The organism is Chromobacterium sp. IRSSSOUMB001, from assembly GCF_023507765.1.
In the GTDB taxonomy this organism is placed as follows: domain Bacteria; phylum Pseudomonadota; class Gammaproteobacteria; order Burkholderiales; family Chromobacteriaceae; genus Chromobacterium; species Chromobacterium haemolyticum.
This window is the reverse complement of sequence record NZ_JALCYU010000013.1, coordinates 1-24,577: the sequence shown is the minus strand read 5'-3', so window position 1 is coordinate 24,577 and position 24,577 is coordinate 1. Positions and strand designations below refer to the sequence as shown.

28 protein-coding genes are annotated in these 24,577 nt (G+C 64.2%); 12 read left to right on the top strand and 16 right to left on the bottom strand.

Going from position 1 to position 24,577, the window contains the following annotated elements; genetic code table 11:
- Positions 1–315, top strand: a complete 315-nt coding sequence (locus MOV80_RS17050; protein WP_118267892.1) for an SMR family transporter — start codon at positions 1–3, stop codon at positions 313–315.
- Between the two features lie 17 nt (positions 316–332).
- Here the strand turns inward: MOV80_RS17050 and ampC are convergent, their stop codons facing one another.
- Both ampC and ampH read right to left on the bottom strand, forming a co-directional pair.
- On the bottom strand, positions 333–1,502 hold the full coding sequence (ampC, locus tag MOV80_RS17045; RefSeq protein ID WP_205422939.1) for a class C beta-lactamase: 1,170 nt from the start codon (positions 1,500–1,502) through the stop codon (positions 333–335).
- Positions 1,503–1,709: 207 nt separating this feature from the next.
- Positions 1,710–2,822 carry a D-alanyl-D-alanine-carboxypeptidase/endopeptidase AmpH gene (gene ampH, locus MOV80_RS17040; protein ID WP_249605337.1) on the bottom strand — a complete coding sequence of 371 codons (1,113 nt, stop codon included), beginning with the start codon at positions 2,820–2,822 and terminating at the stop codon, positions 1,710–1,712.
- A 496-nt stretch (positions 2,823–3,318) separates the two neighbouring features.
- On the opposite strand from ampH, the gene MOV80_RS17035 reads away from it, so the two are divergent.
- Complete coding sequence (locus tag MOV80_RS17035; RefSeq protein ID WP_048413902.1) at positions 3,319–4,020, top strand: hypothetical protein; 702 nt, start codon at positions 3,319–3,321, stop codon at positions 4,018–4,020.
- 84 nt (positions 4,021–4,104) lie between these two features.
- On the opposite strand, the gene MOV80_RS17030 is transcribed toward MOV80_RS17035, so the two are convergent.
- From MOV80_RS17030 to MOV80_RS17015, 4 genes are read right to left on the bottom strand one after another with little or no spacing between them, the layout of a single operon-like run.
- On the bottom strand, positions 4,105–5,295 hold the full coding sequence (locus tag MOV80_RS17030; RefSeq protein WP_019104612.1) for an AMP-binding protein: 1,191 nt from the start codon (positions 5,293–5,295) through the stop codon (positions 4,105–4,107).
- A complete protein-coding gene (locus MOV80_RS17025; RefSeq protein ID WP_019104611.1) occupies positions 5,292–6,218 on the bottom strand; it encodes a glycosyltransferase family 2 protein in 927 nt (308 codons plus the stop codon). Before MOV80_RS17025 ends, MOV80_RS17030 begins: the two co-directional genes overlap by 4 nt.
- A 22-nt stretch (positions 6,219–6,240) precedes the next feature.
- A complete protein-coding gene (locus tag MOV80_RS17020) occupies positions 6,241–7,425 on the bottom strand; it encodes a hypothetical protein (protein WP_043593046.1) in 1,185 nt (394 codons plus the stop codon).
- Positions 7,422–8,237, bottom strand: a complete 816-nt coding sequence (locus MOV80_RS17015; protein WP_043593048.1) for a hypothetical protein — start codon at positions 8,235–8,237, stop codon at positions 7,422–7,424. The genes MOV80_RS17020 and MOV80_RS17015 overlap by 4 nt, the downstream gene beginning before the upstream one ends.
- Between MOV80_RS17015 and MOV80_RS17010 the strand changes: the two genes are divergently transcribed.
- A complete protein-coding gene (locus MOV80_RS17010) occupies positions 8,220–8,510 on the top strand; it encodes a hypothetical protein (protein WP_141113228.1) in 291 nt (96 codons plus the stop codon). The genes MOV80_RS17015 and MOV80_RS17010 overlap by 18 nt on opposite strands.
- On the top strand, positions 8,467–8,823 hold the full coding sequence (locus MOV80_RS17005) for a DUF4180 domain-containing protein (protein ID WP_249605336.1): 357 nt from the start codon (positions 8,467–8,469) through the stop codon (positions 8,821–8,823). The genes MOV80_RS17010 and MOV80_RS17005 overlap by 44 nt, the downstream gene beginning before the upstream one ends.
- Before the next feature lie 28 nt (positions 8,824–8,851).
- Here the strand turns inward: MOV80_RS17005 and MOV80_RS17000 are convergent, their stop codons facing one another.
- The gene (locus MOV80_RS17000) at positions 8,852–9,268 is read right to left on the bottom strand and encodes a DoxX family protein (protein ID WP_019100803.1); all 417 of its coding nucleotides are present in this window, start codon (positions 9,266–9,268) and stop codon (positions 8,852–8,854) included.
- Between the two features lie 127 nt (positions 9,269–9,395).
- On the opposite strand from MOV80_RS17000, the gene soxR reads away from it, so the two are divergent.
- A complete protein-coding gene (gene soxR, locus MOV80_RS16995; RefSeq protein WP_039754197.1) occupies positions 9,396–9,857 on the top strand; it encodes a redox-sensitive transcriptional activator SoxR in 462 nt (153 codons plus the stop codon).
- A 114-nt stretch (positions 9,858–9,971) separates the two neighbouring features.
- Here the strand turns inward: soxR and MOV80_RS16990 are convergent, their stop codons facing one another.
- Positions 9,972–10,340, bottom strand: coding sequence for a LecA/PA-IL family lectin (locus tag MOV80_RS16990; RefSeq protein WP_019100806.1), 369 nt, complete (start codon positions 10,338–10,340; stop codon positions 9,972–9,974).
- Between the two features lie 299 nt (positions 10,341–10,639).
- Positions 10,640–10,969 (bottom strand): hypothetical protein, encoded by a 330-nt coding sequence (locus MOV80_RS16985; protein ID WP_019100807.1) that lies wholly within the window; start codon positions 10,967–10,969, stop codon positions 10,640–10,642.
- A gap of 162 nt (positions 10,970–11,131) precedes the next feature.
- Here MOV80_RS16985 and MOV80_RS16980 point away from each other — a divergent pair, with 162 nt between their 5' ends.
- Together MOV80_RS16980 and MOV80_RS16975 are read left to right on the top strand one after the other, a co-directional pair.
- The gene (locus tag MOV80_RS16980) at positions 11,132–11,503 is read left to right on the top strand and encodes a hypothetical protein (protein WP_141113227.1); all 372 of its coding nucleotides are present in this window, start codon (positions 11,132–11,134) and stop codon (positions 11,501–11,503) included.
- The gene (locus MOV80_RS16975) at positions 11,500–12,120 is read left to right on the top strand and encodes a CHAP domain-containing protein (protein WP_019100809.1); all 621 of its coding nucleotides are present in this window, start codon (positions 11,500–11,502) and stop codon (positions 12,118–12,120) included. The genes MOV80_RS16980 and MOV80_RS16975 overlap by 4 nt, the downstream gene beginning before the upstream one ends.
- Positions 12,121–12,136: 16 nt before the next feature.
- Here the strand turns inward: MOV80_RS16975 and MOV80_RS16970 are convergent, their stop codons facing one another.
- Positions 12,137–13,222 carry a chitosanase gene (locus tag MOV80_RS16970; RefSeq protein WP_240333816.1) on the bottom strand — a complete coding sequence of 362 codons (1,086 nt, stop codon included), beginning with the start codon at positions 13,220–13,222 and terminating at the stop codon, positions 12,137–12,139.
- A 96-nt stretch (positions 13,223–13,318) separates the two neighbouring features.
- Here MOV80_RS16970 and MOV80_RS16965 point away from each other — a divergent pair, with 96 nt between their 5' ends.
- The gene (locus tag MOV80_RS16965) at positions 13,319–14,218 is read left to right on the top strand and encodes a surface-adhesin E family protein (RefSeq protein ID WP_162897083.1); all 900 of its coding nucleotides are present in this window, start codon (positions 13,319–13,321) and stop codon (positions 14,216–14,218) included.
- A gap of 173 nt (positions 14,219–14,391) precedes the next feature.
- Positions 14,392–15,489 (top strand): SGNH/GDSL hydrolase family protein, encoded by a 1,098-nt coding sequence (locus tag MOV80_RS16960; protein WP_232060395.1) that lies wholly within the window; start codon positions 14,392–14,394, stop codon positions 15,487–15,489.
- A gap of 2 nt (positions 15,490–15,491) precedes the next feature.
- On the opposite strand, the gene MOV80_RS16955 is transcribed toward MOV80_RS16960, so the two are convergent.
- The 3 genes from MOV80_RS16955 to MOV80_RS16945 form a co-directional block, all read right to left on the bottom strand.
- Complete coding sequence (locus MOV80_RS16955; protein WP_019102503.1) at positions 15,492–16,913, bottom strand: hypothetical protein; 1,422 nt, start codon at positions 16,911–16,913, stop codon at positions 15,492–15,494.
- Positions 16,914–16,994: 81 nt separating this feature from the next.
- Complete coding sequence (locus MOV80_RS16950; protein WP_019102502.1) at positions 16,995–17,471, bottom strand: hypothetical protein; 477 nt, start codon at positions 17,469–17,471, stop codon at positions 16,995–16,997.
- A 161-nt stretch (positions 17,472–17,632) separates the two neighbouring features.
- Positions 17,633–18,574, bottom strand: a complete 942-nt coding sequence (locus MOV80_RS16945) for a DMT family transporter (RefSeq protein WP_200123245.1) — start codon at positions 18,572–18,574, stop codon at positions 17,633–17,635.
- A gap of 114 nt (positions 18,575–18,688) precedes the next feature.
- On the opposite strand from MOV80_RS16945, the gene MOV80_RS16940 reads away from it, so the two are divergent.
- Positions 18,689–19,597: a LysR family transcriptional regulator gene (locus MOV80_RS16940; RefSeq protein WP_081575615.1), complete on the top strand. Its 909-nt coding sequence runs from the start codon at positions 18,689–18,691 to the stop codon at positions 19,595–19,597.
- A gap of 176 nt (positions 19,598–19,773) precedes the next feature.
- Here MOV80_RS16940 and MOV80_RS16935 read toward each other — a convergent pair whose 3' ends face one another.
- The 3 genes from MOV80_RS16935 to MOV80_RS16925 all read right to left on the bottom strand — a co-directional run bounded on the left by MOV80_RS16935 (position 19,774) and on the right by MOV80_RS16925 (position 22,419).
- Positions 19,774–21,144 (bottom strand): amidase, encoded by a 1,371-nt coding sequence (locus MOV80_RS16935; RefSeq protein ID WP_118267883.1) that lies wholly within the window; start codon positions 21,142–21,144, stop codon positions 19,774–19,776.
- Positions 21,126–21,341 carry a hypothetical protein gene (locus tag MOV80_RS16930; RefSeq protein ID WP_019102498.1) on the bottom strand — a complete coding sequence of 72 codons (216 nt, stop codon included), beginning with the start codon at positions 21,339–21,341 and terminating at the stop codon, positions 21,126–21,128. Before MOV80_RS16930 ends, MOV80_RS16935 begins: the two co-directional genes overlap by 19 nt.
- Before the next feature lie 133 nt (positions 21,342–21,474).
- Positions 21,475–22,419, bottom strand: a complete 945-nt coding sequence (locus MOV80_RS16925; protein WP_198001578.1) for an MBL fold metallo-hydrolase — start codon at positions 22,417–22,419, stop codon at positions 21,475–21,477.
- 69 nt (positions 22,420–22,488) lie between these two features.
- Between MOV80_RS16925 and MOV80_RS16920 the strand changes: the two genes are divergently transcribed.
- Together MOV80_RS16920 and MOV80_RS16915 are read left to right on the top strand one after the other, a co-directional pair.
- Entirely contained in the window at positions 22,489–23,376 is an 888-nt protein-coding gene (locus MOV80_RS16920) for a LysR family transcriptional regulator (RefSeq protein ID WP_249605335.1), read from the top strand.
- Between the two features lie 416 nt (positions 23,377–23,792).
- Positions 23,793–24,482: a type 1 glutamine amidotransferase domain-containing protein gene (locus MOV80_RS16915; RefSeq protein ID WP_019102495.1), complete on the top strand. Its 690-nt coding sequence runs from the start codon at positions 23,793–23,795 to the stop codon at positions 24,480–24,482.
- The last annotated feature ends 95 nt before the right edge of the window (positions 24,483–24,577 follow it).

The window sequence follows — 24,577 nt, the reverse complement described above, 5'->3', positions numbered from 1 at the left end:
ATGGACTGGCTTTATCTATTGACGGCGGGGGTTCTGGAAATCCTGGTGGTGGTGGGCATCCGGGACATCGCGCTGAAACGCTACGCCAGGGGCTGCGCGATGTACGGGCTGGGCCTGGGCAGTTCCTTGTTTCTGCTCTACCTGGCGATGAAAACCATAGACATGTCGATCGCCTACGCCGCCTACACCGGAATTGGCGTGGTGGGCACGGTGGTGACCGGCATCCTGTTCTGGGGCGACAAGAAGAGCGGCAAGAAGTTTGTCTACCTGTCGCTGCTGGTCGCGTCCATCGTCGCGCTCAAGACCGCCGGCTAGCGCCGCCGGCCGCGCGCTCATGGCCGGGCGGCGGGCGCCAGTCCGTCGTCCAGCCGCTCCAGGATGCGGTAGGCGGCGCTGACCCGCTCGGCCAGCGGATAGGACTTGTTGGCCAGCAGCACGATGCCCAGCCGTTTTTCCGGGATGTAGGCGGCGTAAGCCGAAAAACCGTTGGTGGAGCCGGTCTTGTTGATGAAGGCCCGCGTTTGCGGCGGCAGCGGCGGATCCAGGCGCTGCGCCGGCATGCCCTGGTAGATGTAGGCGGCGGAATTGCCGTTCAGCAGCTGCGGCAGGGCCACCGGATACGGGTATTGCTCCCAGATCAGGCTCTGAGTCAATTCGCCGGCGCGGTAGTAGCCGATGTGGGCGTCCTTGAGCGCGCCCTGAAGCTTGGGCGCCATCGGCAGCAGGCCCATATTGGCGTTCAGAAAGCGCGCCAGGTCGGCGGCGTTGGATTTGACGCCGTAGGCCTCGTCCGCCAGCGGCGCCGGCGTCAGCCGCGCGGGCCGGTCGTTCTTGTCGTAGCCCTGGGCGTAGTCGCTCATTCTCTGGGCGGGGATGTTGACGAAGCTGCTGTCCATGCCCAGTTTGGCGAAGATCCTGCCTTCCACCGCCGCCGCGTAAGGCATGCGCATGCTGGCGGCGGCGATCTGACCCAGGACGCCGATGCCGATATTGGAATAGACCCGCTGGCTGCCCGCCGGCTGCTTGGGGCGCCAGCTCCGGATGAATCGCCGCAGCTGGCCGGCGTTGACGACGTTGTCCGGCACGAACAGGGGCAGGCCGGAGGTTTGAGTGCCCAGGTTCAGCAACGTGACCCGCTCCAGGCCGCCGCCGGCCAGCGCCGGCAGGTGCTGGCTTAGGGGATCGGCCAGCGAGAGCCGGCCTTCGGCCTGGGCGTAGCTGGCCAGCGCGGCGGTGAAGGTTTTGCTGAGCGAGCCGATTTCGAACAGCGTGGCGCGCGTCACCGGCCTATGGTCGGCCTTGGAGGCGACGCCGTAGTTGTAAACCTGAACGTCGCCGTCGACGGCGAGGCCCACCGCCATGCCGGGGATGCCGTTCTTGCGCATCAGCGCGGGAATCTCGGCGTCGACGGCGGCCTGTGGCGTGGGCGCGGCGACTGCGACGGCGCTGACGGAGAGCGCGGCGCAGGCCAGCAGCAGGGTATGGCGGTTCATTTCGGGCATGGCGATGCCTCCTTGACGATGAGAATGTGGAAAGGGGAAGGGCGGAGCGCCGGGCGCGGTCGACGCGCCTGGCTTGAAGAATGGCTCGCGTCCGTTCAAAGCCTCGCGAGCCAGGGCGAGGCCGGGCGTTGCGGCGGAAGGGTCAAGCGGCGCGCGAGCGTCCGCCGTGTCAGTCCCCGCGACGCGCCGCGAATCGCAAGCCGGTTCCTAGGCGCGGTTCAGCGCCAGCAGCAACTGGTTGGCGCCGTCGCTCATGGCCTGGTAGCGCGTTTGCTTGCCGCGGGTCAGCGCCACCCATACCGCCGTCTGCTGCTGGGGATCGATGGCGACATAGCTGAAGAAGCCGCCGCCGCCGGCGGTTTTTTGCAGGAAGGGCCTGGCGTTAGGCTGATCGCGCAAGGCCACCCAGCCCAGGCCCAGCGCGTCGGCCTTGCCGGGCACGTCCATGCCGGCGAGGCTGCGCAGCTCGGCGCGCTGATAGCGCATCTGGAAAGTTTGCTGGTACAGGCGCTTGCGCTGCTCGTTCTGCGGCCGCACCAGGTCTTGCAGCCAGCGCTGCATATCGGCGGCGGTGGAATAGACGCCGCCGCTGCCTATGGCCGCGCTGGTGTTGACGCAGGGACTGGTTTCCACGCCGCGCAGCAGGCGCGCGCACTGAGCGGGGCTGGGGCTGAAGGTGGTGTCGCGCATGGCCAGCGGTCCGGTGACGGTGTCGCGCAGCAAGGCCGGGTAGGGCTTGCCGGCGGCGACGGCCAGCGCGTCGGCCAGGTAGTCGTAAGCCAGGTTGGAGTATTGCGCGCTCTGTCCCGGAGCGAAGCGGGCCTTGGTCTTGGACAGCCAGCGCCAGCGCTGTTGCCGGTCGGGCCAGACGAAAACCGGCGTGTCGCGCGGCTTGACGCCCGGCAGCTCGCGCGGGAAACCGCTGGTGTGAGTGGCCAGGTGCAGCAGGGTGATGGGCTGGCCGCCCAAGGCCTTGGCCGGCCGGGCGCCGGCCGGCGCGAATTTTTGCAGCGGGTCGTCCAGCTTGAGCCGCTGATCCAGCGCCATGGATGCCAGGACTTCGCTGGTCATCAGTTTGCTGAGGCTGGCGATGCGCAGCAGCGAGTTGGCGTCCGGCGTCTGGCGGCTGCCGGGGCGGGTTTCGCCGTAAAAGCGCTGCAGGCTGCCTTGCTTGTCTATCACCACCATCACCATGCCCACCGCCTGGCTGTCCTTGAAGATTTTTTCGGCTTGCTGGTTCAGTTGGGCAATGGGCATGGCGGCCTGGCTCAAGGCCGGCAGGGCGGCCAGGGCCAGGCAGATGAATCCCTTTGTTCTCATGGAGCGTGCTTTCTCTTGGGTGAGGCGGCGCTTCGATCGGCGCTGTCGATGGCGTGCATTCTATGGGGGCTGCGGCGGGCGGCATAGCGCGCAATTTGTAACGGCTGTAACCGATATATTCTACCCAGTCCCAAAGGACAGGCATGCCCGGCTTTCGAGGTGCTATTACTGGCTAGTTGAAGTCCCTATCGCCGCCATTATCGGCCCCGCCTCGACCGCGCCAAGGCGCCCGCCCCTGATTGACGACTTAGTGGCTGTTTGTTCGTCCGCTTCGCCCGCGCGCCGCGCGGGGGAGGAGAAATCCATGCGCCATCGCGAGACCATCACGCCGAGCAAGGGGTAGAACCGCTGGCAAAACCCGCTTGAACGAGCAAGCCCGCGCGCCGCGCCGGCGCTTTGCCGTTTGCGCCGGTTTCGCCAGCTGCTGTTGCCGTATGGAGGGCGCCGGCCTTGCGCCGGCGCCGGGCAGCTGACTCACTTTTCGGAGGAAAGCGTCATGCCATCAGTCAATCAGTTCGCCTATGTGCCCAACACCAGCACTTACAAATTCGCCTACGGCGGGTCCATTCCCAATATGGCGATCGCCAATATGCCCAACGACACCAACTGGGCGCGCTGGACCATGCTCAACGACGGCGAGTACTACCGGATGTATTTCTTCAAGGGCAGCAGCGCGAACACCTTGTATCAGGCCGCGTTCAATCCGGCCACGTCCAAGTACGAGTTCGGTTTCCACTCCATCCCGGAGCTGAAGATCACCGGCGCGCCGCCGGACGCGGACGCCAGCAGCGTGTCCATGCTTTACGACGGCAGCACCAGCACGTACCGCTTGTACTTGCGGCGCTTGGGCGCGCCCACGGTGTTGTACCAGTTTGGCTTCAACCGTTCCACCAACCACTATGAGTACGGCTACAACTCCATTCCCACCTTGAACGTCACCGGCGCGCCGGGGGATACGGATTTTCACCGTTGGTCGATGTTGTTCGACGGCAGCACCTATCGCTTGTACGCCTTCAAGGTGGGCAGCGTGGACACCTTCTACCAGTTCGGCTACAACCCGCAGACCCAGGCGTATCAATATGGTCACGACTCCATTCCCATCCTGACCCTGGTGGGCACGCCGGCCAACAGTAATCTGACCAGTATGTCGATGCTGTTCGGGCAGGGCGATTACCGCTTCTATTTCCAGACCTTGTGAGCGGGCGGGCGAGGACGGCGGACGGCCGGGATGGCGGTCCGCCGGGGGCAGCTTGTTCGAAGTCAGTGGATGTTGAACAGGCGTTCAGGCCCGCAGGTCCACGATTGGCTGGGTTTTGCTGGTGATGGGGTCCAGCCGCCATTGTGCTCGCGCCGCCGGTATGAGCGCGACGGCGCAGGCGTCCGCCTGGCCGAGCAAGGCCGTCAGGCGCGAGCGCAAGGCCGCCTCCGCGGGGGTGGTCAGCGGCCCGGCCAGCAGCAGGGTCAGCCGCTCGCGGCCGCTTGGGTCGCGGTCCAGTTGGATCTGGAAGCCGTCTTCCGCGCCGGCCAGCTTCGCGAAGTCGTCCAGTTCGTAAGTGGTTTCATTGAGGCGGAAGGAGCGGCCGTCGCGACCGCGCAATTCCAGCCAGCGTTCACCGTCGCGTTCCACCCAGCGGCCGATGTCGCCCACGCAGTAGCGAAACACCGGAAAGCGCCGCCGCCAGGCGTTGCTGACTGCAATGCGGCCGTAACCGGCGTCGTCCGGCTGCAGGATCTCCACCGCCACCCGCGGCAGCACCCGAAACAGGCCGGGGCGGCGGCTGGCGTCGCTCCAGGCCCAGATGCCGGTTTCCGCGCCGCCGTACAGTGACCAGACCTGACCCGCGCCCAAAGCGGCGCGCAGCCGTGCGAGAGTGGATGCGTGCAGGGTTTCACCGGCGTACAGCAGTTGCGGAATCTCCAAACGCTCATCCGCGGCCTCCAGGTGGGCGGCGAACAGCGCCAGCCGCGACGGGGTGCCCAATATATGGCTGGGGCGGAACTGCAGCGCCGCGGCGAGGATGTCGGCGTCGGCGGCGTGGGCGCTCATCGGCAGGGTGGTGGCCTGGCAGCGCTCCAGCACATCGTCGACGATGGCGGCGGTGCGGTAGAGGTTGGCGTAGCCAAACAGATTCAGGGCGATGCTGGCGGGGCCGAACATCCCGTCGGCGCGCAGCCGGTCCGCCAGCGCCTGTCGTTGGGCCAGGTTTTCCGCGATATCCACCGGGAAGATCAGCGCCGCCTGGGTGCTGCCGCCGGAGCGCACCAGATAGAGGCCGGAAGCCTCCCGTTCCGGCGCAAACGACGCCAACGCGGCTTGCAGAACCGCTTTTTCCAGCGGCTGCGCGGCGTCGGCGCAGTCTACGCCGCAGTAGAGCGTCTGATAGAAGGGATGGGCGCGGGCAAGCTCGAAACACTCTCGCAACAAGGCTTGCTGACGGGCCGACGCGGAAGGCTGGGTCAGCGGCGCGTTCATGCCGGCAGCCTCGCCGCGTCTGTTTGCGGCAGCCCCAGCTGGATCAGCAGCGGGCGATGGCGGGCCAGGAAGGCGCGCCGCTGCGCGGCGTCCGGCAGCGACTCCTGCGCGTAATCCAGCCAGCGCTGCGCCAGCATGCGAGCCAGGCGCAGCTCGTCCGCGTCCTGGCTGCCGGCATAACGCAGCACGGTGGGCGGGGTGGCCAGCAGCCGCCAATCCCGGCACGGCCGGTGTGACAGGCTGTCCGCCAGAATGCGGAAGCGAATCAGCGGAGCGGACAGCACCCCGGCGCGCCCGCCGTGCGCGACGATCTCCTTCAACACCCGATACCAGAAATCGATGCCCTCGTTCAAGCGCGCGCCGGCCACGTAGCGCTGCGTCAGCAGCCATTGCCGCCGCGCGGCCACATTGCTGGCCCGGCCCATGAAAAAGTCAGGATGGCCGGCGGTGCGCAGCGGGCGCGGAAGCAGGAAAACTTCGTCCTCCAGGGGCTCCCACTCGGCACGCAGCGCGCCCAGTTGCGGGAAGCGCTCCTCCGGCGGCGCGCTGTCATAGCCCAGCACCGCCAGGTCCAGCCGGTGCTCGTTCATTTTTTGCTCCAGCAAGCGCAGGCAGTCCGGGCGGTAGCAGTCGTCCGCGTCCAGAAAGCTCACTAGTTCGCCGCCCGCCAGCGCCAGCCCTGCGTTTCGCGCCGCGCCGGGGCCGCTGTTGCGCGGCAGCCGCAGCAGCACGCTGCGGGTATGGCTTAAATCCTGAGCGTGGTGGCGCAAGGCGTGTTCCGCCGCCTCGGCGCTGTCGTCGGTGCTGGCGTCGTCAACGATGATGATCTCGTGCGGCGCTTTCTCCTGCGCCGCCAGCGAGGCGATGGTTTCTCCGATGTAGGCGCGTTTGTTGTACAGCGGAATAATGACCGAATGCCGCATGAAGCCCCCTGTGCAAACCGGTTCAGGCCGCGGCGGCGGCGGAGTACAGCTTGCCGCGGCGTTGGTGCAGATTGATGATCAATTCGTCCGAACCGCGAAACACGCCGGGGCCGTAACTTTCCGCGTCGCGGCATAGCTGCATGCCCACCAGCCGGATGAGCTGTCGGCTTTCCGGGTCCTCGAATTCGCTTTGTTCAATATAGTTTTGAAACATGTACCGGGGCCATTGCTCCCGCACCAGCTTGCGCCAGGCGGCTTCGCCGCAGGCGGAGCGCACCAGCGAGCCCAGGCCGCGTCCGCCGCTGCTGGGCTTGGCGATGAAATCGCCGGGAAGCGCCAACAGGGCTTCGGCCTCTTCCCGCGAGGCCGGCGCGAAGGAGGGGATCAGGAAGGGGCGGAGGGCGGCGTAATCGTCGGCGTCCAGGCAGTCCCGCATGATGTCCTCGCGGTTCAGGACCGCCAGAGAGCGCTTGTCGTGCACCAGGATCAGCGTGCGGATATCGTTGAAATAAGCGCCGCTGTCCAGCAACTGGTCCAGCACTTTGTCCGGCAACAGCGGCAGTTCGCTACGGTCCATTTCCAGAATGCAGCGGTCCACTGCGCGGCCGTCCAGCCACAGTTTGCCGTTGCGGACGCTGAGCGCTTCCGGCCGGGCGGACAGAAAGTGAGCGCCGTCGCGCCGCAGCGTTTCCGCCAGCAGAAAAATCTCGGTGCCAGGTTCGCGGGCGTGCGCCAGCGCCACCACGCAGCCGGGCGGGTGCCATTGACGCAGCGTTTTCAAGAAGGCGTCGTCTCCCTCAGCCTGGCCCAGCCAGTGGCTGATCATCCAGCCGTTCATTGGATAGCGCGCGCCCACCTCGCAGATGCGCGGCAGGCCCCCGCGGTCGTAAATGAAGTCCGGGCGGTAAAATCCCACGCTGTAAGGCCGGCCGTGCGCATGCAGCAGCAGCGCCTCCATCGCTTTGGGCAACTGATAAAGCGCCCGGATGCGCGGGTCCAGGAAATAGCGGCCGACGATGGCCCGGAACGCGGCGTCAAGCAGCGCGCTCAGACGATGCAGGCTGCTCAGATAGCCGGCGGACACCTCCACGCGGGCGCGCGCCAGCTGCTCCGGGGCGAACAGCGGCGGCGTGCCCGGCGGCCAGGCGGGCGGCGCGGCGGCGGCCTGGTCCGCCAGCCGCAAGAGCGGCGGTTCGGTTCCGCTCACAGCGCTTCCGCCGCGACGTCCAGCGCCACCGTTTCCAGCACCGCCGCCTTTTGTTCCAGGTAAGCGCCGACGATGCCGTCCAGACTATAGCGCTCCAAGTCCAGCGCCATGGCCCGCGCGTAGTGGCGGATAGCGTTCATGGCGTGAAAGAAGTGGTTTTTCTCGGTGGGCCCGCAGTGCACGCTGATCCAGCCCAGCGTACGAGTGGCGTCGCGCTCGGTGAAACCCAGGGTTTGAATCAGCCAGCGGCGGAACAAAGGCAGGATGAACTCCACTTCGCCGTGAGTGTAAATCTCGTGCGTCAGCGTGGTCAGCAGCGCAATGGCCAGGTCCGGCTCGCGCAGCGACTGATGGTCCTTCCAGCTCTTGAAGGCCTTGGCGCTGGGGTGGAGGTAGGCATGGGACAGCCACTGGTCATCTCCGACAATGCCCGTGGCCATGTTGTAGTACATCTGGGCGTGCAGAATTTTGTGCGTGACCGCCAAATCCTCGTCCACGATGCGGTTCAAGCAGACCATGGCGGCCAATAAAGCTTCGCGGTCCGCTACCGGCCGGCCGGTGTGAATGAGCAAGGTCATCCGGTTGCTGATGCCGGCCACCGTCATCGCGCTATTGTTGGTCTGGCTCCAGCTTTGAAAAAAACGGCGCAAGGTCTCAGGACTTTGCCGCTGAGAGGTCAGGCGCGCAAAGCCGGCTTCGATTGCTTCAAAGTGGCGGCCGTGCCGTTCAAAGGCTTGCAGCAGCTCGCGTTTGAGGTGGGAGGCGGGCAAATCCCGCAGTACCGGCATGATGATATGGCTGAGATGATTCATGAGCAGGACCCCTTGCTGGCATTGAGTGCGCGCCGCGGCGGGCCTGGTGGGGAGGCCGCCGGCCCGTTCCTTTTTTCGGTCGGGCAGACATCAATATGGTTTAAGGATCAGACTGCCGATATAGGTACTACCACGATATTGAAAATTCGCATGAATGATCTAATGGCGCTTGTCGCACTGCGTATTGATTTGGCATCATTTGTCTTTTCCGGCAAGCGAGGCAGCGAAAATGCAAGCTCAAGTGATAACCGTCAAACAGGCGAGGTTGATTGAATGCCTAGCCGGCGTGGAAAGCCTGGATCAGGCGCTGGAACTGGTGGCGCTGTGCGCGGAGCACGACGCGCCGTGCGTGCTGCTGGCGGAGGGAGCCTTGCCGCCGGCGTTTTTTGACTTGAGCAGCCGTTTTGCCGGGGAGTTCATCCAGAAACTGGTCAACTACCGTCTTGCCGTGGCTGGGGTGTTCGTAGACGGCGCCGCTTATGGTGAGCGGTTTGGCGAATACCTGCACGAAGCGCGCCGGGGCCGGCAGTTTCGCGTGTTCGACGATAGGGAGGCTGCTCTGGCCTGGTTGGCGGCGCAGCATTGAGAAACCGCTAAATGCGAAGCCTGTCGTTTTATCCCGGCAGGAGCCGACGTCGCATGGTGCTGACTATGGCGGCTAGCAGCAAGCCTCCAACCAAGGAGATATGCTCCAGCGCGAAGTACAGCGATATTTGCGCTTGAGGGCCGGTCTGCTGCCAGAAGCTATGCACTAACAGGATAGTGAGCGCTAGAAAACCGGTCAGAATCAGGGCGCCCAAGAATAATGCCCGGTCCAGCAACAGCAAGAGCGATCCGAACAATAGCGCTATTGCTGCCGCAGCATTGAACAGCCCGGCGGGTTCAAGTCCGGCGGCCCGAGTTTCCGCCAGGCTGCCTTCGATATCAATGACCTTGGCCAAGCCGCCGCTGACAAAAACCACGGCCAGAAACAAGCGGGCAGCCAGCCATAGCGCAGGGCTGCTCAAAATCCGGTCAATACGTGCTTGCATTTCGCTCTCCTTTTGGCGGGCCTGTTAACCATCCGCGATGCCGGTATGGATATGCCGGGCCGCCGCGACTGTGAGCAGGCCAGGCGTGGCCACTATAATGGCTCGAGTTAACTTGAGGTCAATGCCAATGTCGCAAGGTCGAGCCATTGATTTTTCCAGATTGCTGACGGTGGGTGAGGTGGCTAGTCGTAGCGGAGTGGCGGTATCCACCCTTCATTTTTACGAAGGCAAGGGTCTGATACGGAGTACGCGCAGCGCGGGAGGCCAACGACGCTTCACTTCTGCGGTGCTACGTTATATCGCGGTCATCAAAGTGGCGCAGCGTACTGGAATCCCGTTGGCGGAAATCGCCGAAGTGTTTCGCGACATCGACACCAGCCAACCGCTGAGCCGCAAGCAGTGGCAACAACTGTCTCAGACATGGCGTACTAGCCTGGATCTGCGGATTGTGAAACTGACGCGCTTGCGGGATGAACTGGACAGTTGTATTGGTTGTGGCTGTTTGAGCCTGGAGGAATGTCCGTTGCGTAATCCAGCCGATGCATTGGGCGCACAGGGGCCGGGGCCACGTATTTTGGACCGGGGCTGAGGTTTGAGCCGTCGCGTCGCCGGCGAGCTTGTCCAGAAACAGGACAACTCTCGCCCTGTCGAGATCGGGGAAAAGCAGCCCCTGAAGGGGCTGCTTGCGAGCGGGAGAGCGCGATCAGACCGCGTCTTTGCCGATGCTTACCTGGAAAGAACCGGAGTTGTTGCCGTAGGTGTTGGGCACATCGTTGTAGTACAGCGTGATCTGGCCTTGCGCGTTGGCCGGCGCTTTCCAGCGGAACAGGCCGGTGTTCACCGGGATGAAGCCGCTGGCGCCGATTTTCATCACCAGCGCGCCGCAGTAGGCGTCTCCGCAGATCAGGCCCTGATTGGGGTGGCTCTTGTCGCCCTGCGGGCCCCAATTGGGTTGCGGGCCGTAACCGGCCCAGCCGGACGCGACGATGGTGATCACATCGCCGGGGTTGTAAGTGATGGTGGTGGGCTCCCCGTTGGGATTGTTCGCAGCGACAGTACCGGTCCAAGCCATGGTGGATCTCCAAATGAAAGTGAGAGACAGCAGATTCAACGCCGTATTGGCGGCACGAAGAATATGCTTATCTCATTAAAGTTGGCGCTGGAGAATTCGGCTGCTGGCCTTTCGGTACGGTTGGAGGAGGGAGCTCTGAGAATCTGTTCACGATCTCGCGAGCAAGAGCGATACAAGGCGAAAATGGTTGAAAAAGCGGAGTGTACACACCGGATATGAGCATTGTGAAGCCGCTTTTCAACGCCGTATCGCCGACGCGTAGCAGATTGTAAACAGGTTCTGAGAGAGGCGGCAGGGTGTCAGCGGCCTTTATCCAGTTCGCAGGCGAGGCCGGTGCCGGCGAAGCCGCCGTAAAGCTTCATTTGGTCCGGCTGCTTGCGGGTGACGAAGAAGCTGTCCGGCAGCGGCAAACCGGTGGCGCCGCGCGGCCAGGTCAGTAGTCCGCGTTCGTCCATATAGCCCTGAAAGCGCTGTTCGCCGCGGATCAATTCCACCGTTTGGCTCTGGCGGCTGAAGTGGAAGCGGGTAGCGTCGGCGCAGTGGTAGCTGGCCTGCATCGCTTGCGGCTTGCAGCCGGCAGTCAGGGCCAGCGCCAAGCTGGCGAAGAGGAAACGGGCGGGGAGGGTCATGGGCGGCGTTTGGGCTTAGGACGGAAGGCCGCCAATATAGCAAGAGCGGGCGGCGACGGCTAGCCGCGCTCCAGGAGAGGCTGGTCCATTCGCGAGGCAACTGTTAACATGCCGATCGATTTTTTGGCCGTTGATCCCGATGGCGGCAGCAAGGAGACAAGCATGTTTTCGCGAAAGTTGATGCTGGTGGTTTTGGGCGCGCTGACGCCGTTTGCCGCGATGGCGGCGGATATCTATATCGGCATGTTGAGCATGAACGAGGGAGCCATGCGCTTGACTCGTTGCAGCATAGGCAAGCCGGTCTATCTGCTGCTGAGCCGGGAAGGCCGGCCGTTGACGGAATGGCCGGGCGTGTCGCCGCAGGCGCTGGACGATAGGGCCAGAACCTCGGCGCGGATCTTGGGCGAGTTTGAGGAGCGGGACGGTAAGCCGGCCTTGCGGGTGGAGGGAATCGACGCGATCCGCTCCGGCGAGTCCTGTCATCTGGACGATTGGCTGGACGAGCAAGCCGCGCCAGGGGTGGAGCCGCGGTGAAGTTGAGCAAAGGCAAGGCGGCGCTATCGCTGTTTGCGTTGCTGGGCGGCGTTTACTGGGCGGCTACTCATTTCAATAGCAATTGGGACCGCGTAGTGGGCGAGCAGGTGGACGCGTTCAACGGCGTCGCCGTGTATTACAACGGCGGCGTGCAGAACGTGGAAGGGCGCAACCTGACGCCGGATGGCTACAACCTGGGCTTGCGCTATCAGTGCGTGGAGTTCGTCAAACGCTATTACTACCAGCGCTTTGGCCACAAAATGCCGCAAGACAAGGGCCATGCTCGGGACTTCTTCCTGCCCCTTCTGGACAATGGGGCGCTCAATCCCGAGCGCGGCCTGCTGCAGTACCGCAACGGCGTCGGCGACGCGCCGCGGGAAGAGGATCTGATCGTGTTCGCGCCCTGGACCTTCAATCGTTACGGCCATGTCGCCATCGTCAGCCGGGTTGGGCCGGATTTCATCGAGATCATCCAGCAGAACCCCGGCCCTTTCGGCGATGCGCGGGAGCGTTTGCCGCTGCTCACTGAGGCCGGCATTCCGCGGGTGGATCATGAGCGAGTGCTGGGCTGGCTACGCCGCGCGCGGGAGGCCTCGGCGCCGGCGGACAAGGCCTGAGGCGCGCGACAGCCGGCTACTTCATTTTCCAGTTGGTGGCTTTCAACACCGCGGCGTCGGCGTCTTTCAAGTCGGTTTCTCCCTGGCTCAGCAAGCCGCTCCACTGTTTGACGCGATTCTTGCCATTGGGCGGTTGATTGTATTCATTGGTGTCCACCACCTTGCTGCGCTCGGCGTGAAAACGAGTCATGAAGGTTTTCTCGTCGCCGTCGCCGGAGCGAGACAGCAGCCCCTGCAGCGTGTCGCCGCCGCCGCTGGCGCCCTGATTCAGCGCGGTGTCCACGAAGGAGCCTATCGTCAGCGCGCTGCCGAAGCCGCGTTGGCGCGCCTGCCGCACGCTGTACTGGATGTAGACTTTGTAAAAGGTTTGCCACATCGCTTCGCGCCAGGCCGCGTTGTTTTGCAGCGCGGCTATCTTGCCGCAGAACACCTTCTCGCTATCGCTGATCTTGAGCACCGGCCCTTGCATGCCGCCGCGCACCCCGGCGCGCGCCAGCCCGCCGGCGATGGAGGGATTGCCGGCGCCGCTGGCGGCGTCAAACTCCTTGAACAGTGTTGGGCCGTCCGGCCCCTGATCGCGGGGGCCGCCGGTGGTGGCGCCGAAAATGCCGATGGTGAAGCCGCGCTCGTCGTCGATGTCCTCGCAATAGCCGTAAAACTTGGGCCAGTCCAGAGAGTCCTGCTCCGGCTTGTTCACCAGTTTCATGATGTTGTTCCACTGCTCGCCGTCCAGCCCAGTGTTGGCTTTCAGGAATTTCAGCGTGCTGGGAGAGAAGTTGGCGTCCGGGTTGGCCGCCTTGTTCCTGCTGGCCGGCGTGCAGCGCGCTCCGGCGGTCCAGGGTTGGCCGATTTCCGCCGCGCCGCTGCTGGCGTCCGGCGTGTTGCCTTGGGTCCAATAAACCGCGGTGAAGTTGACGCCGTGATGGCTAGCCACGCTGCCGGCCGGGTAGGGCGTGGCGGCCTTCCACGGCGCGGCGCAGACCGCCAGCCGCGCCGCCAGTCTAGGAGCGCTGCCGGCGGGGGAGGCCTGCGCCCAGGATGCGCCGGCGCAGGCCAGCCAGCCGGCGCCGGCCAGCGCCAGCATCGAGAGTGTGCGTTTCAAAACGTTCTCCGGTAGACAGAGGTAGGGCGGCGCGAGCCGGGAAAACGCATAAAATGCCATATGGGTTTTTGCGAGGAAAGAGGCGGGAACTGGCAAATGGGACTGGCGGCATTCGGCGGGCTTAGGCTATGCGGTCTGGCCGCTATTGTCCGTTTCCTGTTTCGCGACGAGTCGGCGCGGGTTTTTCCAGAAGCCGGTCAAACCAACTATCGCCATTCCGATCCGCAGTTGGATAAGTCAAAGCCTGCTCAAAGTCTCGCGAGCAAGAGCGAAGCAGGGCGAAAACCACTTGAGAAAGCGGGTATGAGCATTTCGAAGCGGGTTTCAACGCCGTATCGCCGAAGCGCGGCAGACCTTGAGCAGGTTCTAAGAAAACAATCCTGGTTCGCGACCCACTCAAGACTTGGCGGAGTGCCCCGCCATTCACAAGGAAAAACCAGGGCTGTTATCATGCCCGCCGCAGCTGCATTGCGCGTATTGATTGGAAAAATATTGGGAATCAGAATGTTGAAAGTCATCGTCTGCGTTTTTGTCTTGTGCTCCTCCATGGCCAGCGCCTCCAGCTGGGATTTCACTTATTTCAACCCCAGCGAGGGCGGGCTGTTGATCGATACCGACAGCATCGCGCAATCGCCTCACGGCACTACCAAATTCTGGACGCTGTGCGCGCCCAGATTCGAGGCGGGCAAACCGATGGCGGGTTATGCCTACAGCCAGTCTTTGTACGAGATCCATTGCAGGCAGCGACTGATCATGATGCCGATGACGGTGGTTTTCGATGTGAAGGGCGAACCACGCGAAACCGAGTTTGAGCATGCCAAGATGGAGGACATTCAGCCGGACACGCAGGAGGATTTCCTATGGACCTATATCTGCAAGCCGGAAAAGCGGCCGGACATGGCGGTGGCGATGCGGCAGGGCATCCAGGGGTTCTTGAGGGAGCAGCGACGTTACGCCAGCGAACATCTGGCGTTTCAACGGGATAGGAGCCGCTGACCGGGCCGGGAACGGTTCGAGTCCAGAAATAGCCCTGCGACGCCAGGGCTTTTTTGCGCGCGCGGCCGGCGGCGTGATCGTTTTAAGCAAGCTTGCGTTCTTGCGTTTAGGCATGCTGCGGCTCATTGAAAACCAATCGATCGCGCCACGGATCACGCACAGGAGCTTACGCCATGCCGATGACTTGCAAACTCGTACCCGGAAAACTGCTAGTGCCCAGGCACTGCGTCCAGCGCGAGGAGGCCCGCCTGGCGGAGGCGTCCAGGCTGATCATGAGGTTGCGTCAATTGCGGCATGATCCCGCCACGCTGTCGCAGTCGGATTCCGTGAGCTCGCTTGACTTCGACAAGAAGGCGCTGTTCGCGCTGGCGTTGAAGAACCAGGCGGTGCAGGGCAAGGCGCCGGTCTCGGCGGCGGGGGAAGGCAAGAGTCTGAACCATATCCAGCGCCTGGTGGTGATAGGCGACAGCCTGTCGGATTCGGAGGGCCGCATGCTGAGCAAGAGCCTGGGAGTGATGCCGTCTTCGCGTCAGTACTATGAAGGGCGTTTCACCAATGGCTTCGCCTGGCCGGATTTCTTGGCGTCCAAGGCTTTTTTGGGCAAGCAGGTGGTCAATTACGCAGAGGGTGGCGCGGTGGCCGGCAAGTACTCCAAGTGGAACCCCGCTTTCATGTTCATTTCCCATATGGAGCGCCAGATCAATAAACATGATTTCCAAGCCGGGGATATGGCGGTGTTGGCCCTGGGCTCCAACGACTACATGACTTTTGGCAAGACCGACGTGGACAAGGTAATCCGGACCTACGAACGGCAGATAGACAAGCTGGTGGCCAAGGGAGTGAAGAACATTCTGGTGGCCGGCGCGCCGGATTTGTCGAAAACCGTGAACGCGCGAAAGCAGCCGCCGGAGGAGGCCGCCAAGCTGAAAGACTTGTCGCAGCGACATAACCGGCAACTGAGCCAGGCGGTGGAGGCCTTGCAAGCCCGCTACCAGGACGTCGGGCTGACCATTCGTTTCTTCGATATCGGCGCCAAGCTGGACTATCTGATGTCGCTGGCGGAAAAAGTGGATTACGACACAATGCACAATAAGCACGAGGGCTATATCGACCTGCCGCGCGTGTTCGGTTTCGCCGGGGACACACGGCCGCTGGACAGCTCGCACCGCCACCTGTTCCACGACGAGGTGCACCCCAGCCAGGAGGTGCACCAGATCCTGGCCGCGCATATGACGGACTTTATCCGCGAGCAATACGGCAGGCCGGCCTAAGCTCAAGGCGCGGCCAGGTCCGCCAAGTAGCTCAGGCCGCCGATGCCGGGGAAGAAGCAATACGCGCCGCCGCGGGTGGTGATCATCCGCGAGAAGCCCTTCAGCACGGTGTTGTTCTTGCCCATGCGGCCGGGCGCGGCCAGTGTGAAGCTGCTGTCCGCGGCGCTGTTGACGCCTAGGAACACATCTTCCCCGCTGATATTGAACACCGCGTTGCCGGCGTCAGGGTTGCCCGGTTCGGTTGCGGATTTGACGAAGTCGCTGAGCAGATTCCACTGGCTGCTGAGAAATTCGAACTGATTCCTCAGGCTGGCGTTGATGAAGTAGCCGATCAGCCCGCGCGCCGCCTGGGTGGGGCGGAGCGGGTCGTAAGCCGGGCCGTAAGGCATGGCCCTGCGCACGATGCGGTGATGCGAGCTGTCTGTGCCCACCACCGCGCCGTTGCGAGGGTTGTTGCGGCGGATATGCGAGCCTATCGGGCATTTCAGGCCCAGGGTGTCGTCCTGGGACGGTTGGCTGTTGACGTAGTTGAAGTCGTTTAATTGGTCGGCGGGCAAGGTGGCGCCGGCCTCATCCGGCCGCAGCGTCAGCGGGTTGCCGTTGCGCCAGCGTCCGCAGACCTTGGCCGCCAGCAGCTCGGGGTCTATGCCCGCCTTGGCCGCGTACTCGTTCAGAAACGCGTCGAAGCCGGCCACGTCCTGTTCCAGGATGCGGAAGGCGGCGTAGCTGCCGTTGCGGCTGAGCTGTTCGGGCTTGACCGAGTACACGCCGCCGCTTTGGTTGAGGTAGCCCAGCAGAAATTCCCCGGTGGCGACGACCTCCTGATCATCCGGAGCTTGGCGTTTGCGCGCCGGCGCGCCGGCGATGGTGGGCTGGGCAATGCTGTCGCGATAGCCGAAGTGCACTTGGTTGTCCGGCAGCGCTTGCGCGTCGTGAGCGGACAGCTCGCTGAAACCGTCGGCGAAGCTCTGGCGCAGGCGCGCGCTGAGGCTTTCCAGCAGCGCCGGGTCCTTGGCCACCCACAGGCTTAGCAAAACATGCACCCGGCCGCCATCGGCCAGGCCTCCTATCCACTGTGCCGGCGCGCTGTCGCCCACGTCGCCGACGGCGCTGGCGGAGGCCGCGCTGGTGGCGCCCAACTGGAAGGCCGGATCGAAGCTGGCCAACTGTTCCGCGTTGACGCCCAGCGCGGCCAGCCCGGGACAGGTGAAGCCGATGTTCAGAAAGCAGCCGGGTTTTTTCAGCCAGCGTTCCGCGGTGGTGACGCGCGGCAGGCCGTCCTGTCCGGTCACGAGTTTGCGGATGAAGCGGCCGGCGGCGGCCGGATCGCGAATGCTCAGGACGAAGTGCCGGGCCAAGTCCACGCGGTAGCCGCGCAAAATCGTGCCTTGGATATCGTCGTATTGGAGAACGGGGCTGTTCATGGCGGGCCTTTCAGCAAGGGCGGGCGTGGACCGGGCCGCGCGCGGCGCAAGCGGGGGCCGCCCGCGCCTGGCGAAGGTGGGTTATCCGAGCGCGGCGAGTATGGTCTGCACAGTGTATGGGTAGGCCTGGTACAAACCGTTGTCGTTCTGAGTGCCGTCGCCGTTGTTGGGTGGTTGCTGGGAGGCGTCGTTCTTGGTGACGAAGGCCTGGAAGGCCGCCACATTATTGGCCACCGGAATCAGCGCTTTGCCGCCCACCACGAATTGCAGCAAGGCGTCGAAGACGTTGCCCACCTGGGCGACGAAGTCGTTGATGTAGGCGTTGAAGCTGCCGTCGTACTCGGTGATCACCGCGATGACGTAGTTGTCGCCGGCTTGGCCGGTGGGCTGCAAATTGGCGGCGGAGCGGTCCAGCAGCAGAGTGCGCGCGTAATGGACTGTGCCGATGGAGGTCAGCGCCTCATGCAACTTCGGCTGGTATTCCGCCAAGGTGGCGGCGATGGCTTGCAAGCTGGTGCCGGGGACGACCGGCATCAGCAGGGTGAGCGGGCTGGCCATGGGGCTTCTCCCTAAGGGGTTTGGGAATTGAAGCCTAGCAGCGCGACTTTGACTGTCAATGCGATTTTATTCGTTTTGCAAATCAAATGCCTTGGTTTAGGTATTCGTACTAAGGATTTGCCCGATGGCCGCGCCCGGCATGAACGGAGGCGGCCGGGCGCTCATTTTCGATTGGTCAAGGACACGCCCGCCGCCGCCAGCGCGCCGCCCGCCAACATGGACGCCAAGATGGGTTCCCCCAGCAGCCCCGCGGACAAGATCACGCCGAAGGCGGGCACCAGATTGGTGAACACGGCTGCGCGCGACGGGCCGATTTCCCGGATGCCCTGGTAATACCAGATGAAACCCACCACGGTGCCTATGGCCCCCAAGTAAAGCATGGACAGCCAGATCCGCCATCCAAAGGAGGCCCACGGAACGGAGCCGATTTCGCCGGCCGCGCCCAGGGACAGGAAGGCCAGCCCCCACAGGGTGGCGTAGGTGGTGGCCGCTATGGGGCGCAGGGTTTCCATCGCTTTGCGCGAACCCAGCGTGTAGGCCGCCCAGCTCAGCACCGCCAGGCTCATCAGGGCTTCGCCGGCGCCGAAGGATTGGCTGAAATCGTGGACTGTGCCGGCAAGATCGCCGCGGGTGATGACCACCATGGCGCCGAGCAAGGCCACGCCGATGCCGGTCCAGCGGCGCAGGCCCAGACGCTCCCGGAAAATCAGGCTGGCGGCCAGCGCGGTCATGATGGGGTTGAGGCTGACGAACAAGGCGGTGCGGCCGGCGGGTATGCGCGCCAGCGCCCCGAAAAAACAGACGTTGTAGAGAAAGATGCCGGTGAAGCCCAAAAACGCGGTGACGGCGATCTGAGAGCGGTTCAGCCGCGGCAGCCCGCCTTCCAACCGGCAGGCCACCAGCACCAGCAGCAGAGCGGCCACCAGAAAGCGGCCGAAGGCGGCGGTCATCAAGGGCATGGACTGCGCCAACACTCTGCCGGCGATGAAGGTGCCGCCCCAGAACAGCGCGGTCAGCGCCAGTTTGAAAGTCAGGGCCGGCCTGAGAGCGGCGTGCGCGCGCGCCGGCTGCGCGGCGATGGCGATGGAGCTTGGGTGAGTCATGGTGGGCGCCGGGCAAGAGGTCCGGCCTCCTGATGCTATGTGGGTGCGTATATACTATTGATTGTTTCAATTCATGGAAAAATGAGCTTTTGCTCATGAGTGGGCGAGACGGTCATGACCTTTACGCAGTTGGAAATTTTTGCGCTGGTGGCGGAGCTGGGCGGCTTCACTGCGGCGGCGGACAAATTGGGCATTAGCCAATCGGCGGTATCGCACGCGATCAAGCAGTTGGAGAAGGAGTGGGGGCTGACGCTGCTGACGCGCGGCCAGGCCGGCATAGAAGCCACCGAGGCCGGAAACAGCCTATTGTTGCGCGTGCGCGAGCTGCTGGGCGTGGCCGAGGCGATCCGTCAGGAAGCGTCGGCGGCGCGGGGCTTGAACCGCGGCGTGCTGCGCATCGGTTCCTTCGGCACGACATCGTCGCTGCTGTTGTTGCCGCGCATTCTCGAACAGTTCCGCGCTGCTTATCCGGAAATCGACGTGTTCGTGGAAGAGGGCGAGGACGACGAAGTGGCGCAGTGGGTTAGCGAGCGCCGGGTGGATGTGGGCTTTGTGGTGCTGCCGGACGAGCGTTTCGACACCTTGCCGCTGGTGGAGGACCAATTTGTGGCCCTGATTCCGTCCGGCCATCCGCTGGCCGGCCAGCCGGCTGTGGAACTGGCGGATTTGTGCGACATGCCTTTCATCATGACCCTGGCGGGCAACACCACGTTGATTGAGAGACTGTTTGAAAACGCCGGCCTGCGGCCCATGGTCAAGCACCGCTACGCCCAGATCATCACCATCGTCAAAATGGTGGAAAACGGGGCCGGGGTGTCCATCGTCGCCGATCTCGCGGTGCCGGCGCCCTTGCTGGCCTTGTGTCCCGGGGTGGTGAAAAAGCCGCTGGCGCCGAAGGTGAGGCGCGCGGTGGGTCTGGCGGTGCCCAGCCGGAAGCACGTCAGCCCGGCGGTGGCGGCTTTTCTGCACACGTCTAAAACCATGGCCAAGAGCCTGAGTGACGGCTCGCTGGGCGGTTTGTGAGCCGGTGCGAGGCAGAGCGAGAATAGGCTTTTAGAGCGTGTTTACGATCTCTCGAGCTAAGGCGAGACAAGGCGAAAACGAGCGAAAAAACGGAATGTACGAGGGGTACATGAGCATTTTGAGCTTGTACTCACCGTGCAACGCTTCACGAAGCGCGGCAGATCGTAAACAGGTTATTAGGCCCGCGGCAGGTCAAACCGGGTGTGGCAGCGGTCCTCTAACACCTGGCCGGCGCGCAGCACTGCGCGTTCGTCAAAAGGCCGGCCTATCAGTTGCGCGCCAAACGGCAGTCCGGCCTGGTCCAGCCCCACCGGCACCGTCAGCGCCGGCAGGCCCAACACATTGGCGGGCATGCTCAGTCGAATATAGGCGGAAACCACGCTCTCCTCGACGCCGTCCGGCCAGACGAAGCTGTCTTGTCCGTGCAGCGGCGCGGTATGCGGCACCGTGGGAGCCAGCAACAGGTCGATGTCGGCGAACATTCGCCGCCAAGCGGTCTGCAGCGCGATCCGGGCGCGCTGGGCCTGGACATAATCGCTGTCCGGCACCAGCGAGCAGGCTTCCAGCAGCGTCCTAACTTCCTCGCCATACAACTGCGGAACGCGTCGTAGCTCGTCCCTGTGATTGGCGGCGGCTTCCGGCGCCACCAAGCCCCATTGGGTGGGCATGATGAGGTCGGCCAGCGGGATGTCGACATCCACCAGCACCGCGCCGGCCGCAAGCAACTCGGCTTGCTGCTCCCGCAGCGAGGCTTGGATTTCCGGCGCGATGCGATCGTTGAAATAATTGCCGGGCACGCCGACGCGCAGGCCCTCCACCCCTTGGTCCAGACCCTGGCGGTAGCTGTCGGCCGACGCGGGCTGCCGGATTGCGATGGCGTCCAAAAGCGCCGCGGCGTCGGCCACGGTGCGGGCGATGGGGCCGACATGGTCCAGCGATCCGGACAGCGGCACCACGCCTTGGCGGGGCACCAGATCGTAAGTGGGTTTAAGGCCCACCAGTCCGCACAGCGCCGCCGGCACCCGGATTGAGCCGCCGGTGTCGGTGCCCAGCGCCGCCAGCGCGCCGCCGTAGGCGACCGCGGAGGCGGAACCGCCGCTGGAGCCGCCCGGGGAGCGCTCCGGCGCCCAGGGGTTGTTGCTTTGCGGCGTGGTCAGGCCAAACGCGAACTCATGAGTGTGCGTCTTGCCGGTCAAAATCATGCCGGCTTGCCTGAGCCGGGCCGCCACCGCGCTGTCGGCTGCGGCGAGGTGATGCCGGCGCACGCGCGAACTGGCGGTGGTGGGCAGGCCGGCCGCGTCTATCAAGTCTTTCAGCGTATAGGGGATGCCGTGCAAAACGCCGCGGTAATCGCCGCGGCGGATGTCCAGTTCGGCCTGCCGCGCGTCGGCCATGGCCTGGTCCGCGGCGAGCGCGACGTAGGCGGACAACTGGTCTTCCCGCTGTTGCGCCCGTTCCAGCACCGAGCGGGTCAGTTCCACCGGAGACAGCTGGCCGCTCTCAATCAGCCGGGCGGCGTCCATGATGTTCAATTGATAAGCTTGCACGGCGCTGACCTCCAGTCTGGATCGAAGGGTTGGGCAAAGCGCGCGTCGGCAAGGCAGGGCTGGTCCAGCTTAGCGATTTCCGCGCGGATGAAGGCCAGGGCGGCGGCAACGGCCTCCAGGCGCTCGGGATCAAGGCTGAGGCCGGCGGCCTGGGCCTGGGCGGCCACGGCCTGCGGCGCCAGGATGGGAAGGGGCATGGGAAGCTCCTGGGGTTGGGGTCCGTGCAAGGTCTCGCACTGCACAGCAGGCATTAGAGCAGCTTGTCGGCAACGGATCAAAGTTGCGCGGGCTAGGGCGCTCCACTTAGCTCGCGAGATCGTAAACACGTTCTCAAAGGAATTGCCAGTCAAAATCGCCGCCGTCCCGGCGCGTGACCCGGCCGGCCGAGGAGCCCGAGAAATGCGCGCTGAACACGAGGGCGCTGCGCTCGGCGGCGAAGTCCAGCAGCCAGCGCCTCGATTTACGCGCCTCGTCCTGCTCCCGGCAGAAGACGGAATTCCACTCCGGACGGTAGACCTGCATCGGCGTGTGCATCACATCGCCGCAGAACAGCGCCGTCTCGCCGCGGGAACTCAGTGAAATGGACATGTGTCCGGCGCAATGGCCGGGCGTGGGGTGGAAGCGGAAACCGTCCTGGTAGTCGCCGCCGTCCCGGCCGATGACGCGGGCCTGACCGGAGGCGATTACCGGCGCCACGCTGTCGTCGAACACCATGCGCCGGCTGTCCGCCTCCGGCGTGGCGAAGAAGTCCAGATCGCCCTGCGGCAAAGCATAGAGGGCCTTGGGGAAGGTGGGCGTCCACTGGTCCTTGATCAGCCGCGTGTTCCAGCCCACGTGGTCCGCGTGCAAATGGGTCAGCAGCACGTGGTCGACATCCGCGGGCTGGATGCCCAGTTGGGCCAGGCGTTCCAGAAAGGGCGTTTGCAGCCGGTGGAACAGCGGGTTGAACGCGCGCTCCTTGTCATTGCCGATGCCGGTATCGATCAAGAACACCTGGCCGGCCCATTCCACCGCCCAGCTGTGCACGCTGAGGGTGAGGCTCGCGCCTTCCGCATCCAACAAGCCGCGCAGGCCGGGCCGCCGCTCCAGCAGCGTGTCGCTCCAGTCGCGGTAGAGGAAGGAGGGGGCCAGGCCGTGCAGCAGCGTGTCCGTCACGCGGGTGATTTTTGCGTCGCCAAGCTGGTAAGTGGGGCTGATGGTGCTCATATCGGTCTCTGCGGGTAGGGGGGACGCCGGCGTCGTCGGCTGCTTGACCGCCACTATCGCGGAAATCATCAATGCTTTCCAATGCCGAATTATTAATTCATGATAACTTTAAAGCATAGCCAAGCCGAAAGACTCTGCATGGAATTGCGCCATCTCCGTTACTTCATCGCCGTGGCCGAGCACCAAAGCGTGCGCCTGGCCTCAGAGCGCCTGCACATCACTCAGCCGGCGGTGTCGCGGCAAATCCAGGACCTGGAACAAGAATTGGGCTTGCCCTTGTTTGAACGTGCGCCGCGCGGCCTCAAGCTGACCGCCGCCGGCGCAAGTTATCTGCGCGACGTGCGCAAAGCGATGGCCGTTCTGGACGACGCGGCCGAGGGCGCGCGGCGCGTGGCCGCCGGGCTGTTGGGCCGGCTGCGGCTGGGCTGCGTGGAGAACGCCGGCTGGGACGGATTGGTGCCCCAGGCGTTCAGCCGCTTCCAGGCGGAGGCGCCGGAGGTGGCGCTGGAACTGAGTGTGTTGAACACGCCGCGGCAACTGGGCGCATTGGCGGAGGGCACGCTGGACGGCGGCTTCATCTACCAATACGAGCCCTTGCCGGAAGGCGTCGCCGGCATCCCCTTGCTGGAACACGACGTGGTGTTGGCGCTGCCGCGTTGCTGGGACACCGGCCACGACGAAAACCTCCCCGTCGCGCTGAGCAGCCTGGCTGACCGGCCCTTTGTCATGTTGCCGCGAGAAGCGTATCCCGGCTATTACGATCGCTTGATCGGCGCGTGTCAGCAACAAGGCGTGCATCTCAAGGTGGCGCAGGAAGCGGGCACCGAGACGGCGATCCTGTCCCTGGTCTGCGCCGGCATCGGCGCCGCCATCGTCAACTCCGCCAACCTGGGCCGGCCGCCGGCTCAGGCGCGTTTCTTCCGGCTGCGGGACCTGTCCTTGCCGATGCCGCTGACCTTCGTCAGCCGCCTGGACGCGGGCAATCCGGCGCTGGCGCGCTTTCTGACCACGCTTCAGGGCGTTTGAGGCAGCCGGCTCAGCGTCTCGTTGTGAGCGCGGCGAGGCCGTTAGAGGGGGCATGAGCGTTTTAAGACGGTTTCAACGCTCTTGTCCGAGCATCCTATCGACGCGCTGCAGACTTTGAGGTTTTAAGAGTCTGTTCAAAGTCTCGCGAGCAAGAGCGAGACAAGGCGAAAGCAAGCGAAAAAGCGGAATGTACAAGTGGCACATGAGCATTTTGAGTTTGTACTCACCGTACAACGCTTCACGAAGCGCAGCAGACTATGAACAGGTTCTAAGCGCCGGATGGGACAGGCGAAAATGTCTTGACCATCCACTTGACTTGTAACTTATGCTGCGACAGGTCAAGCGCCGGTCCAATCCCGCCGCGCGGCGTGAACCGCTCCCAAACCCCTGCGGCACTTCGACAAGGATAAGCCGTCATGAGCAAGCGCATTCTGCATGTGGTGAGCAATGTCGCTCACTACGTCGACCCGTCGGAAGCCACCGGCCTGTGGTTGTCGGAGCTGACCCACGCTTACGAGCTGTTCGCCGCGCAAGGCTGGGACCAGCAGTTGGTCAGCCCGCTGGGCGGCGTCTCCCCGTTGGAGCCGCGCTCGCTGAAATGGCCAAACATCGACGCCTCCGCACGGGCCTGGCTGGCCAGCGCCGACAAGCGGGCCTTGTTGGCGGAGACCGCCAGGCCGGAGGATGTCGACCCGGCGACCTTCGACGCGATCTATTTCACCGGCGGCCACGCGGTGATGTGGGATTTCCCGGATCACGCCGGGTTGCAGCGGCTCACCCGAGAGATCTACGAGCACGGCGGGGTGGTTTCCTCTGTATGCCACGGTTATTGCGGGCTGCTGAACACCCGGTTGTCCGACGGCGCGTTGCTGGTGGCGGGGCGCCGGCTCACCGGCTTTTCATGGCGGGAAGAGGCGCTGGCCGGCGTAGCCGGCAAAGTGCCTTACAACGCCGAGGAGGAGATGCGGCGGCGCGGCGCGCTGTATGAGAAAGCCTGGTTGCCCTTCATCTCCAAAGTGGTGGCGGACGGCCGCCTGGTGACAGGACAAAACCCGCAGTCGGCCAAGGCCGTCGCCAGGCGCGTGGCCGCCTTGCTGTCGCGCTGAGGCCGGGAGAGACGGTCTCGCGCGGCCACGCTTTCGATGGCGCGGCGTGGACGGTTTGTCGTCTTGCCATAAGGAACGGAGGCGTTCGGCATGCC